The following is a 12169-nucleotide window of genomic DNA, read 5'->3' on the forward strand; positions in this document are numbered from 1 at the left end:
GTTCAGCTCGATCTCCTCGGTCGCCATCGACTTGGTCTTGACCGCCATCCGCGCGCCCGCCCGCTTGGCGATCCCGAGGATGATGTCCCGCGCCTCCTCGGCCGTGACCGCGTAGTGGGCATGACCGCCCAGCCGCTCCACGTTGTCGACCAGTCGCTCGAGGTAGTGATCCAGCCGCTGGAGGGTGGCTTCCTTGATCTGGCGGGCCCGGTCGCGGAGGCGCTCGCCCTGGGGGAAGCCGTCGAAAGCCTCCCGCCGCAGCCCGATGAACTTGGTCGTCGCGATCGTCAGCGCTTCCTGCAGGAAGGCGTCGTCGAGCGCCGCGGCGGCCCGCCGCCGGAAGGGGGCCGGGAGATCGCTCACTAGACTACCCTCCTCAAGAGACGAGTGACGTCACTCGCGGGGATACCCAGGTACTGCCCGCTCGGCGATCTTCGATCCTGCAGGCAATGGGCGATCGAGTTTCTTGGACGAACCGCGGTGGATCGCCGATCGTAGGGGGTAACCGTGTTGGCAGCGTTCGGGGAGAGCCTGCATCGCTCGCCGCTCGACGGCCACGATGAGACCCGCTCCCCCGAATCAAATGAAGAGAGGCCCAGACCGGCCACAGGGTGTAGCGCCAGGGGCAACTGAAGCCCGGAGCGCCTGTCAGTGAGCGACCGGCAGGACCTCTCACCTCGCAGTGTCTCGCGGGCCCCGGGAGGAGCGCAATGACATTCTTCGTCGGCCTCGACTGGGCGAGCCGGACGCACGCCGTCTGCGTCCTCGCCGACAACTCCCGCCATGCCTCGCCCTGGGCAGCGGCGACCTACACCGCCGTGCGTCGGCGGGGCTGTGATCATCCCCATGCGATCCGCATCCTGGCCCGCGCGTGGGTTCGCGTCCTGTGGCGCTGCTGGCAAGACCGCCGTCCCTGCGACTTCACCCTTCACCGTGCCGCCCAGCGCTTGGCCGCCGCGTGACCACTCGAGGGTTGACACAGGGTGTCTCATCGCGCCTCCCCCTCCAGCAGTTCGGCCAGGTGCAGGGCCCGGACCTTCGACCCCCGCCGGCTCAGCCCGCCGCTCATCTGCATGAGACACCCGGCGTCGCAGGCGACCACGCAGGTCGCGCCCGTCGCCTCGATGTTGACCAGCTTCTTGTCGAGGATGGCCGTCGACACCTCGGGCAGCCGCACCGAGAAGGAGCCGCCGAAGCCGCAGCACTCGTCGCCGCCGGGCAGCTCCACGAACTCCGCGCCCGCCAGCCCTTTGAGGATGGCGCGTGGGCTGGCGGCTTCCCCGAGGCCGCGCAAGAGGTGGCATGAGTCGTGGTAGGTGACGCGCCCGGGCACGGCGCTCCGAAACTCCGTCCGGCCCAGGACCGACACCAGAAACTGGGAAAGCTCGAACGTGCGGCTCGCCAGGCGCTCGGCCTCGGCCCGGAGGCCGGGCTCGCGCACGAGGCCCGGATACTCGTGCCTGACCATCCAGGCGCAGGAGCCCGACGGCACGACGACGTGTTGAGAATCGCGGAACAATGGGATCGTCCGCCGCGCGACCTCGGCCGCCTCGGCGTGATAGCCGGAGTTGAACAGGGGCAGGCCGCAACAGGTCTGGCCGCGGGGGAAGTCGACGTCGACGCCCAGGCGCCGCAGCAGGCGGACGATGCGGATGCCGACCTCGGGATAGAACATGTCCCCCAGGCACGTGACCATCAGCGAGGCCCTGATCGGAGCCTTTCCGGGTTCGCTCATAGGTCGGAGGGGCCCTGGGAGCCCTCTTCGAGGCCTCCCCCAGTACGGGGTTCGCTCATGCGCTGTGGGGCGGCGGGGGCGTGACGACGACGAGGGCCAGCAGCGGTGTCGTCCCCGTGTTGGCCAGGCCGTGGGCGGTCCCGGCCGGAGCCACCACCGCCTCGCCCGCGTCCACCGTCTCCTCCCGCCCGTCCAGGAAGACGCGCCCGCGTCCCTCGAGGACGAAGTAGATCTTGTCCTGGTCCTGATGGGCGTGCGGCTTCTGCTCCTGCCCCGGTGCCAGGCAGTAGAGGTCGAGCTGGGTGCGCGCCGTCGTCGCCAGCGCGATCTTCGCCATCTTGTCCGGACGGAACTCCGCGAGTTCCCTCACTCGGATCTTCATGTCGGCCTCATGCCGTGAGCGCGCGGGCCACCAGCTCGACCGGGTGGACCACCTCGATGTCGAGCCCCCGTGCGCGACATCCCTTCGCGATCTGGAGCAGGCAGCCCGGGTTCGCGGCGGCCACGACCCGGGCTCCCGTCGCGAGGATGCGCGAGATCTTCATGTCCAGCAGCCGCTCGGCCATCTCTGGCTCGACGAGATTGTAAACGCCGGCGCTCCCGCAGCAGAGCTCGCTGTCGGCCAGCGGGACGAGTCGCAGGCCCGGAACGCGGGCCAGCAGGGCGCGGGGCTCGCTCCTCAGCTTCTGGCCGTGAGCCAGGTGGCAGGCATCGTGGTACGTCACCGTCGTCTCCAGCCGGCCGAGCGGCAGCTCGACGTCGACGAGGAGCTGGCTGACGTCTCTCACGCGTCGAGCGAGCGCTCCGACCTCGGCGGCCTCGGGCAGCCAGTGGCCGTACTCCTTCATGGCCGACCCGCAACCCGCGGCATTGGTGACGACGTAGTCGAGGTCCCCGGCGAACTGCGCCGCCAGGGCCCGGGCACGTCGCCGGAACGCTTCGAGCCGCCCCCCGTGCAGATCGAGCGCGCCACAGCAGCCCTGCCCGCGCGGCACGACGACGTCCCAGCCGGCGAAGCTCAGCAGGCGGGCCGTGTCGCGGTTCACCCGCGGGTACAGGTGGCGCTGCACGCAGCCGGTCAGCAGCCCGACGCGCCCGCGGCGCCGACCCCGGGCGGGAATCAGCGCGGGCAGCGGATCGCGCTGCGGCACCGGGGGCAGCAGCGCCTCCATCGCCGCCAGGCGCGGCACCAGACGCAGCAGGCCACTGGCGCGGATCAGGCGCTGAAGCCCGAGGCGCTGAGAGAGGCGTAAGGCGCCGAGGAGCAGGCCCACGCGGCCGGGATGGGGGAACACGGCGAAGACCAGCCGCTTGAGCAGGCGCGGTTGAGACGACAGCCCGCGGCGCGCCAGCTGCGAGCGCGTGGCCTCCATCAGGGCGCTGAAGGGCACCCCCGCCGGGCAGGCGCTCTCGCACGCGCGACAGCCGAGGCAGAGATCCATGTGGCGCGCGAAGGCTTCCGTCGGCTCGAGCCGCTCCTCGGCGGCGGCCCGCATGAGGTAGATGCGCCCGCGGGGTGAGTCCATCTCCTCGCCGAGCACGCGGTAGGTCGGGCACTGCGGCAGGCAGATGCCACAATGCACGCACGCGCGGATCCCGTCCAGGCTGGGGAGGTCGGGCGCGGTGAAAGCTCCCAGTCGAGCACCACTCATCACAGGCCCCCGACGAAGCGGCCGGGATTCAACAGGCGCTGGGGATCGAACTCGTCCTTCAGCGCGCGCATGAGCGTGAGCGCCGCGGGGTCGATCGCGCCCCAGGGATCCACGCCGGCCCGGAGGACGGCCGGCCCGCTCTGGATCACCACGCTGCCCTCGAAATCGCCGACGAACGCCCGCAGCCGCTCGACGAACCCGGCGGCGGCCTCCAGATCGGCGCCCGTGAGCGTGAGCGTGACCCGGAGCGTCCCCAGCGCCGCGCAGCCGGTGATCATCAGGGCGGCGTCCGAGCCCAACCCATCGTGGCCGCGCTCGATCAGGTCCACCGTGTCGGCGAGGCGGCTCGTCAGCGACGCGACCTGGAGCACCATCTGCCCGTCGCTCCTCGTGAAGGCGCGGTCGTAGCGCTCCCAGAAGGCCGCGGGCGCGCCGGCGGCCCCGCCCCCCGCCCGGCGGGCGAAGTCCTCGACCAGCGCGCCCTGATCGCGCACGGCGGCCTCGACGCTTCCAATCGCGACGGCGACGGCGGCCCGGGCCGGGGTGGCGGCGCATGCGCGCAGGGCCGCTTCATTCAGAAGCTCGACGCGGCTCGGCTGCAGCGGCGAGTCCAGTACGCGCGCGACGAACGCCTGGGCCGCCCCCGTGGAGGGAAAGGCGGCGAGCCACGTCAGCTCGGACTCGGGCATCGGGTGCAGTCGAAGCGTGAGCTCCGTGAGCACGCCGAGGGTACCGAGCGATCCGACCATCAGCTTGGGCACGTCGTAGCCGGTCACGGACTTCACCACCCGGGAGCCACCCCAGGTGGACACGCCGCCGGCCGCGACGAAGCGCACACCCAGCAGGAGATCGCGGAGGGTGCCGTAGCGGGCCCGGAGCGGACCGTGGGCGTTGGTGGCGACGAGGCCGCCGATCGTCCGCGACTGCCAGGCCGGCGGATCCACCGGAAGCCACTGGCGCCGGGCGGCCAGCCGCGCGGCCAGCGCTCCGGCGGTGATTCCCGCCTCCACGCTCACGGTGAGATCGTCGGGGTGGTCTTCGATGATCCTCGTCAGGCCACGCATGTCGAGCACGGCGTCCAGCCGCACGGGGGGACGACCCAGATCGAGGGCGCTGCCGCTGCCCCGCGCCACCACCGCGAGCTTCTCGTCGTGAGCCAGCGCCAGGACGGCGGCCACCTGCTCCAGCGCCGCCGGGCTCACCACCCACCGCGGCGCGTGCCCGTCGATGGCCGCCGCGGCCAGGAGGCGGGGCTCGGCGCTCACGCGCTCACGGCCGACGATCTCGGCAAGGGTGCCCTCCAGGGACCGGGTGGAGACACTCATCACGCAGGCTCGCTAGATCCAGCTTCCGGTGGGCAGGACCGGACGCGATGGCCTGAATCCCTCGCCGCAGGCCGGGTGGGACGGCAGCAGCTTCTCGGGATTCATGATCCCGCCGGGATCGAAGACGCGCCGCAGGCGGTACATGAAGTTCAGGTCGGCCTCGGCGTACTGGAGCGTCAAATTCTTGGCCTTGTCCACGCCCACCCCGTGCTCGCCGGTCACGCTGCCTCCCAGCCCGATGCAGGCGTGGAGCAGTTCTTCGTTGGCCTGAACCGCCCGCGCCAGCTCCTCGGGCTGGCGGTCGTCGTAGCAGATCAACGGGTGCAGGTTGCCGTCACCCGCGTGGAAGACGTTGGCGATCAGCAGGCCGTGGCGGGCGGCGATGGTTTCCATCTCCCGCATGATCTGGGGGAGCTTCGAGCGCGGGACTACGGCGTCCTGCAGCAGGTAGCTCGAGGTCAGTCGACCGACGGCCCCGGCCGCCTCCTTGCGTCCCTTCCAGAGAAGCGCCCGCTCGGCTTCGTCGCGCGCCACGCGCACCTCGAGGGCGCGATGCCGGCGGCAGAGGGCCGCGCAGCGCTCGCCCTGGACTTCCACCTCCGCCCTCGGCCCGTCCAGCTCGATGAGCAGCACCGCGCCCGCGCTATCCGGGTATCCCGCGCCCACGCCGGCGTTGATGGCGCGGATGATGACCGCGTCGAGCATCTCGAGAGCGGCCGGGACGATCCCGGCCGCGATGATGTCCGAGACCGTTTCGGAGGCCTCCACGATCGTGGCGAAGGAAGCCAGCACGGTCTTCACCGCCTCGGGGGCGTGGAGCAGGCGCACCGTGATGGCGGTGACGAGCCCGAACGTCCCCTCGCTTCCCACCGCGACACCCGTCAGGTCGTAGCCCGGGTGGTCCATCACCTTACCGCCGAGGTGGACGAGCTCGCCGCGGCCCGTGACCATCTCCAACCCCAGGACGTGGTTGGTGGTGATGCCGTATTTCAGGCAGTGCGGCCCCCCGGCATTGGTCGAGACGTTGCCGCCGATGGACGACACCATCTGGCTCGAGGGATCGGGGGCGAAGAAGTAGCCCCGATCGCTCACCGCCCGGGTAAGCGACAGGTTGATCAGCCCCGACTGCACGGTGGCGCAGCGGTTGGCGAGATCGATCTCGAGAATCTGGTCCATGCGGTTCAGGGAGACCATGACGCCCCCGCGAGGCGCCATGGCGCCGCCGATGAGCCCGGTCCCCGACCCCCGGGGCACGACGGGCAGGCACTGGCGCCGGCAGAGGACGACGATCGCCTGCACCTGCTCCGTCCGGGTCGGCAGCGCCACGGCGTCGGGCATCCCCTTGTAGAAGGTATGCATGTCGCACTCGTAGACGAGACGTCCTTCGGGCGTCGTGACGAGCCCCTCGGGACCCAGGATACGCTCCAGCTCTTTGACGACGGCGGGGCTTAGTGGCATGGCGCTTCCATAAGCGGCACTAGTTTACCTCGGGCAGTGATCGCGGTGTTCGAGCGCCGGCGGAGCCGGCGCAACTCGGTCCTGGGGGAGGTCTCGGAGGGGGCCGTCGAGGCCCCCTCCGACCAGAAAGGGGGGCAAAGCCCCCCTTCGAGTCAGATCTTCCAGGTATCTCCCGACGTGAGGAGCTTGGCGATGTCGCCGGGGCCGCGCTCCGAGATGGCGCGCTGCTCCTGATCGAGGAGGATCTCCTCGTACACGGGCGCCTCCACCGCCGTCAGCACACCCATCGGAATGGGAAACTCCGGGGCCCAGAGGTCGGCCAGCAGCTTGGCCGCGTTCACGTTCTTCTCGTCGTGTACCCAGAGGGCGCTGGCCGGCACGCTGGCGGCCGGTGCGACCTTGGGGATGACGCCGTCCATGATGACCGCCTTGCGATCGTCGGGCGGGCCGAAGAGCAGCGGCTTGCCCTGCTCCAGGCGGAGCTCGTACTGCAGCTTGGACTCCTTTTCGTACAGCGCGTTCCAGGCGAGGTCGTTGTACACGTTGCAGTTCTGCAAGATTTCGAGGAACGCCGTGCCCTTGTGGTGGGCTGCGCGCTTGAGCATCTCCTCGATGTGCTTGACGTCGCGATCGACCGTTCGCCCGACGAACGTGGCGCCGCAGCCGAGCGCGAACGCCAGCGGGTTGACGGGCCGGTCGGCCGAGCCCAACGGCGTGGACTTCGTCACCTTGCCCAGCTCGCTGGTCGGCGAGTATTGCCCCTTGGTGAGCCCGTAGATCCGGTTGTTGAAGAGGAGGATGGTCAGGCTCACGTTGCGGCGAAGCACGTGCAGCATGTGGTTGCCGCCGATGGAGAGCCCATCGCCGTCGCCGGTGACCACGAAGATCTTGAGATCGGGCCGGGCCAGACGCAGGCCCGTGGCGACGGCGGGCGCCCGACCGTGGATCGTGTGGAACCCGTAGGTGTTCATGTAGTACGGGAACCGGCTGGAGCAGCCGATCCCGGAGATGAAGACGATGTTCTCCTTGGGGATGCCGAGGTCGGGCATCGTCTTCTGGACCGCGCTCAGGATCGCGTAGTCCCCGCACCCCGGGCACCAGCGGACGTCCTGGTCCGATTCGAAGTCCTTCTTCGTGTAGCGCCGGGCTTCGGCCGCCCCCGCTCCGCTCACGCTCATGACGCGCTCTCGAGGAGTTGCTTGATGGTCTCGTAGATTTCGTCGGTCGCCAGGGGTAGGCCGCGCACGCGGTTGAAGCCGACCGCGTCCACCAGGTACTCGGCCCGTAGCACGCGCACGAGCTGACCGCTGTTGATCTCGGGCACCAGCACCTTGCGGTACTCGCGCAGGATGTGGCCGAGGTCCGGTGGCAGGGGGTTGAGGTAGCGCAGGTGGACGGAGGCGATCGACTTCCCCTCCATCTGGGCGCGCTCGACCGCCGCGGTGATGGCCCCGTAGGTGCCGCCCCAACCGACGACCAGAAGGTCTCCGGTGGCCGGGCCGTTGATCGACGTGGGCGGGATCTCCTGGGCCACCCGGCGCACCTTCTCGGCGCGCGTGCGGACCATGTGGTCGTGGTTGTCCGGGTCGTAGGAGATGTTGCCCGTCACGTCCTGCTTCTCGATCCCGCCGATGCGGTGCTCGAGCCCCGGCGTGCCCGGCCTCACCCACGGCCGCGCCAGCGTCGCCGGATCGCGCAAGTAGGGGAAGAACCCCTCTTGCTCGGTCCGGAACTGGACGTCGATGGGCGGCAGGCTGTTGACGTCGGGGATGGGCCACGGCTCGGAGCCGTTGGCGAGGAAGCCGTCGCTCAGCACGATCACCGGCACCATGTACTTGGTGGCGATGCGCACCGCCTCGTAGGCGATGTAGAAACAGTCGCCCGGCGTGGCCGGCGCCAGCACGACGACCGGCGACTCGCTGTTGCGGCCGTAGAGGGCCTGCATCAGGTCGGCCTGCTCGGTCTTGGTAGGCATGCCCGTCGAGGGGCCTGCGCGTTGAATGTTGAAGACGACCAGGGGGAGCTCCGAAGTGACGGCCAGACCGATGGCCTCGCCCTTCAGCGCGATGCCGGGCCCGCTGGAGCCCGTCACGCCGATCGCCCCCCCGAACGCGGCGCCGATCACCGCCGTCACCGCGGCGATCTCGTCCTCGGCCTGGATCGTCCGGATCCGGAACCGCTTGTGCATCGCCAGCTCTTCGAGGATGCCGCTGGCCGGCGTGATCGGGTACGCGCCGTAGACGACGGGCAGCTTCGAGCGCTGCGCGGCGGCCAGAAGCCCCCAGGCCAGCGCCCGGTTGCCGGTCATGGCGCGGTAAAGGCCCGGCGGCAGCTCGGCCGCCTCCACCGCATAATGCTCGGCGAAGATCTCTGCCGTCTCGCCGAAGGCGTGACCCGCCTTGAGGACGCGCGCGTTGGCCTCGGCGATGACCTGGTTCTTCGCGAACTTCCTCTTGATCCACTCGAGCGTCGGCTCCAGCGGTCGCGTGTAGATCCAGGAAACCACGCCCAGGGCGAAGAAGTTCTTGGTGCGCTCCTTCTCCTTCTGGTTCAGCGCCAGGTCCTTGATCGCCTCCAGGGTGAGGGCCGTCATGTCCACTTTGTGCAGGCGATAGCGCTCGGCCAGCGCGGGGTCGTCCAGCGGATTCGAGGGGTAGCCGGCCTTGTCGAGGTTCCGCTTGTCGAACGCGTTGGTGTTGACGATGAGGAGCCCACCCGGCTTCAGATCGCTCACATGCACCTTCAGCGCCGCCGGGTTCATCGCCACCAGGCAGTCGAGCCGATCCCCCGGCGTGTAGACGCGCTGGCTGCCGAACTGGAGCTGGAAGCTGGAGACGCCGAAGAGCGTGCCGGCGGGGGCCCGGATCTCCGCCGGGAAGTTCGGAAGCGTGGCGATGTCGTTGCCGGCCCAGGCCGATTCCGTCGTGAACTGCTCGCCCGTGAGCTGCATGCCGTCGCCGGAATCTCCGGCGAAGCGGACCACGGCGCGGTCCAGCTCCTTCAGCTGTTTTGCGGCGGTCCGGGCGGGAGCCACGGTCTCGCTCATCGATCCATCGTCCTCTCGTCGGTTCGAGTGATCAGATCAAGCGCCGTCACGCACCTGCCTCGACACGCACGCGTCGGGCGTGCCTCACCGGCGGGGATTGCGCTGGATCCCGGACTGCTTGGGGAATTCGCCCCCGGGCAGACCTGAAATCATTTTATCGGAGCAGCGCGGAAAGGGCAAGAATTCCTCGCGGTTAGACCGCCGTACCGCCTAACCGGCGTCGATGCGCCCGGGGTGCTTGATGGTGTCGCCGGGGGCCAGGTTCAGCACGGCCTCCGGGAATAGATTCCCCAGCCACCGGATGACGTCGCTGACCGTGACCACGCCGACCGGGCGTTGCTCGGCGTCGACTAGCGGCACGGTGCGGTAGCCGGCGACGCCCATGCAGTGGATCGCGTAGGCCACGCGCTGGGATACGGAGAGCGCCTCCGGATTGGGCGTCATCACCGCGCTGAGCGGCGTGCGCCGGACATCGAGGGCCTTGCCGGCGACGCGGTTGAGCACGTCCCGCTCGGTGAAGATCCCCGTGAGCCGTCCCTGGGCGTCGACCACCAGCACGCCCGCCTGATGGCGGGCCAGCATGCTCTGCACCGCCTCGTGGACCATTGCCGTCTCCCGCAGGCAGATCGGCTCCGCGGGTGACAGCACCGCGATCGTGTCGTTGAACAGGGCTCCCCGGATCTCCCGGAGCTCGCCTTCGATCTCCTCGCTGTACTCCTCCTCGAACTCGTTCATGCCCCACCCCCTGCCGGCATCGCGCCAGCCCGGTGTCCAGCATCGTAGTCCCCCCCGGCGCCCAGGGCAACGCGGCGTTTGCGCGGGCTCAGAGCTCGAGCAGCGTCCCTTTGGGAAAGCTGGTCAGGTTGCGGCACCCGCCGGGCTCGACGACTACCATGTCCTCGATCCGGACTGCGCCCCAGCGTGGATAGTAGAGTCCGGGCTCCACCGTCATCACGTTGCCCGCCTCCAGGCACCAGTCCACCTTGCCGATCCGCGGCGGCTCGTGGATGTCGAGCCCCACGCCGTGACCCGTGCCGTGGAAGAACCCCTGGTTGCGCCCGTCGACCACGCCCGTCTCGAAGCCCCGGCGCTGGAGCACCTGCGCCACCTCGGTATGCACGGCGAGCCCGGAGGTCCCTGCCCGGATCAGCTCGATCCCTCGGAGCTGGGCGGCCAGGACCGCGTCGTACATGCCCTTGAGGGCGTCGGAGGCGCGGCCCTTGACGACGGTGCGCGTCATGTCGGCGAAGTAGCGGCTCGAGGACGAGCGCGGGAAGATGTCGAAGACGATCGACGCGTGCGGCCGGATCGGGCCGGAGCCCTCGTTGTGAGGGTCGGCGCCGTCGGCACCGCAGGCGATGATCGTGTGCTGGGCGACGCAGTCGTTCTCCATCAGCGCGACGTTCACGATCTTCCTGAGATCCTCCGCGGTCAGCGGGCGCCCGTTTCGGTAGACGAGGTCGCCCCGGATCTCGCCCTGGCGGAGCGCGTCGAGGGCCGCCTGCAGCGCCGCTTCGGTGTGGCGCTGGGTGGCTGCGATCGCCGCGACCTCCTCCGGCGACTTCCGGAGGCGCTCGGGGAAGAGCGGGTCGGGCCGCGCACTCACGCCGATGCCGCGCTCGCGGAGCCGGTCGGCGTACTCCAGGGGAAACGACGCCGGTACCGCCACCTGCCCGAGCCCGAGGTCCTCCAGCAGCAGTGTGACCACGTCGGCGAGGTGCGGCCGCGGCCAGCGCTGGCGGGCCTTGCTCTCGTACGCCGAGTAGGAGAGCACCTCGTCGACGCGCGCCTGGGCGCGCGCCCGGTCGATCTCGAGGTCGGTCATGAGCAACAGCCGCCGCCCCCCGACGTCCACGTACACGAAGGGGTCGGGGGCCAGGAAGCCACAGGCGTAGTAGAGGTTCGAGTCGGCTTCGCTCGACGCGATGATGAGCAGGCTGTGGGGCTCGGTCATCCTCGATCCCTCAGCGGTGCGCGGCGACCTTGGGGGGGGCCGCGGCGTTTGACTCCTGCAGGAGCTCGATGAACCGGCTCACGGCTGGCGGCAGCCGCTTCTGGCGCCGGTGGATGATCCCGACCGGGCGGACGAGATCGGGAATGCCGAAGGGCACGACCGAGAGCGTCCGGATTCCCGCCTCCTTCTCCACCGTGTGCCGGGGCAGGATGCTGACGCCCGCGGCGATCATGATCGCCTGCTTGATGGTCTCGATGTTGTCGAACTCCATCACGATGTTCGGCTTGACGTTGTACTGGCGGAGCGCGCGGTCGATCGCCTTGCGGATCGTCAGCTCGCGGTCGAACGCCACGAACGGCTGGCCGTTGAGGTCCGGGGGCATGACGGTCCGGCGCCGCCCCAGCCGGTGGTTGGGATGGCACACGAAGGCCATGGGCTCCGAGCGCAAGGGGACCACCGAGAGCGCGCGGTCGGCGGGCGGATAGGACATGATGCCGACGTCCGCCTCGCCGTTGAGGACGGCCTCGACGACCTTGTGAGGGTGCAGGCACTCCAGCTGCACGCGGGCATTGGGGTACAGGGACATGAACCGCTGGAGGTGATGGCTCATGTCGTGCAGCCCCACGGAGTAGATGGCGGCCACCCTCACCGTGCCGTCCACGCGCGCCTTCACGGAGGCCACTTCCGCCTTGGCCTTTTCCCAGGCGTCCAGCAGCGCGCGACAGGCGCCGTAGAACGCCTGCCCCTCGGCGGTGACCACGAAGGGCCGTTGGGTCCGGTCGATCAGGGGGACCCCCAGCTCCCGCTCCAGCTGCTGCATCGCCTGACTGGCGGCCGACTGGGAGACGAAGTTCTGCTCGGCCCCCCGGGAGAAGCTCCGGAGGCGGACGATGTCGCAGTAAAGTCGCAGGGTCTCCAGGTGCACGCCCGGATCATACCATTAGACTCTCTAATACCTACCATACGATTTTTTCGGGCTGACTAATGGTCCGGCCTCGG

The 12169-nt window shown here is 69.8% G+C and carries 11 protein-coding genes and 1 pseudogene; 1 reads left to right on the plus strand and 11 read right to left on the minus strand.

Annotation, left to right across the window (positions count from 1 at the left end):
- The coding region (locus tag VGV13_21380; protein ID HEV8643638.1) for an LUD domain-containing protein at window positions 1–363 on the minus strand (363 nt) is incomplete at its 3' end.
- A gap of 404 nt (window positions 364–767) precedes the next feature.
- Here VGV13_21380 and VGV13_21385 point away from each other — a divergent pair.
- A pseudogene (locus tag VGV13_21385) lies at window positions 768–962 on the plus strand (IS110 family transposase).
- A gap of 26 nt (window positions 963–988) precedes the next feature.
- Here the strand turns inward: VGV13_21385 and VGV13_21390 are convergent.
- From VGV13_21390 to VGV13_21435, 10 genes are all read right to left on the minus strand, one after another.
- Window positions 989–1696 (minus strand): (Fe-S)-binding protein, encoded by a 708-nt coding sequence (locus VGV13_21390; protein ID HEV8643639.1) that lies wholly within the window; start codon window positions 1694–1696, stop codon window positions 989–991.
- Window positions 1697–1790: 94 nt separating this feature from the next.
- Entirely contained in the window at window positions 1791–2117 is a 327-nt protein-coding gene (locus tag VGV13_21395) for a cupin domain-containing protein (GenBank protein HEV8643640.1), read from the minus strand.
- 7 nt (window positions 2118–2124) lie between these two features.
- Window positions 2125–3387 (minus strand): (Fe-S)-binding protein, encoded by a 1263-nt coding sequence (locus VGV13_21400; GenBank protein ID HEV8643641.1) that lies wholly within the window; start codon window positions 3385–3387, stop codon window positions 2125–2127.
- Window positions 3387–4712, minus strand: a complete 1326-nt coding sequence (locus tag VGV13_21405) for an FAD-binding oxidoreductase (protein HEV8643642.1) — start codon at window positions 4710–4712, stop codon at window positions 3387–3389. Before VGV13_21405 ends, VGV13_21400 begins: the two co-directional genes overlap by 1 nt.
- 12 nt (window positions 4713–4724) lie before the next feature.
- Window positions 4725–6170 carry an FAD-linked oxidase C-terminal domain-containing protein gene (locus VGV13_21410; GenBank protein ID HEV8643643.1) on the minus strand — a complete coding sequence of 482 codons (1446 nt, stop codon included), beginning with the start codon at window positions 6168–6170 and terminating at the stop codon, window positions 4725–4727.
- Between the two features lie 152 nt (window positions 6171–6322).
- Window positions 6323–7348, minus strand: a complete 1026-nt coding sequence (locus tag VGV13_21415; protein ID HEV8643644.1) for a 2-oxoacid:ferredoxin oxidoreductase subunit beta — start codon at window positions 7346–7348, stop codon at window positions 6323–6325.
- Entirely contained in the window at window positions 7345–9216 is a 1872-nt protein-coding gene (locus VGV13_21420) for a 2-oxoacid:acceptor oxidoreductase subunit alpha (protein ID HEV8643645.1), read from the minus strand. The genes VGV13_21415 and VGV13_21420 overlap by 4 nt, the downstream gene beginning before the upstream one ends.
- Window positions 9217–9426: 210 nt before the next feature.
- A complete protein-coding gene (locus tag VGV13_21425) occupies window positions 9427–9951 on the minus strand; it encodes a CBS domain-containing protein (GenBank protein ID HEV8643646.1) in 525 nt (174 codons plus the stop codon).
- 88 nt (window positions 9952–10039) lie between these two features.
- Window positions 10040–11170 carry a Xaa-Pro peptidase family protein gene (locus VGV13_21430; protein ID HEV8643647.1) on the minus strand — a complete coding sequence of 377 codons (1131 nt, stop codon included), beginning with the start codon at window positions 11168–11170 and terminating at the stop codon, window positions 10040–10042.
- 10 nt (window positions 11171–11180) lie between these two features.
- Complete coding sequence (locus tag VGV13_21435) at window positions 11181–12095, minus strand: LysR family transcriptional regulator (GenBank protein HEV8643648.1); 915 nt, start codon at window positions 12093–12095, stop codon at window positions 11181–11183.
- Window positions 12096–12169 lie beyond the last annotated feature (74 nt).

The sequence above is a fragment of the Candidatus Methylomirabilota bacterium genome (assembly GCA_036001065.1).
In the GTDB taxonomy this organism is placed as follows: domain Bacteria; phylum Methylomirabilota; class Methylomirabilia; order Rokubacteriales; family CSP1-6; genus MNEF01.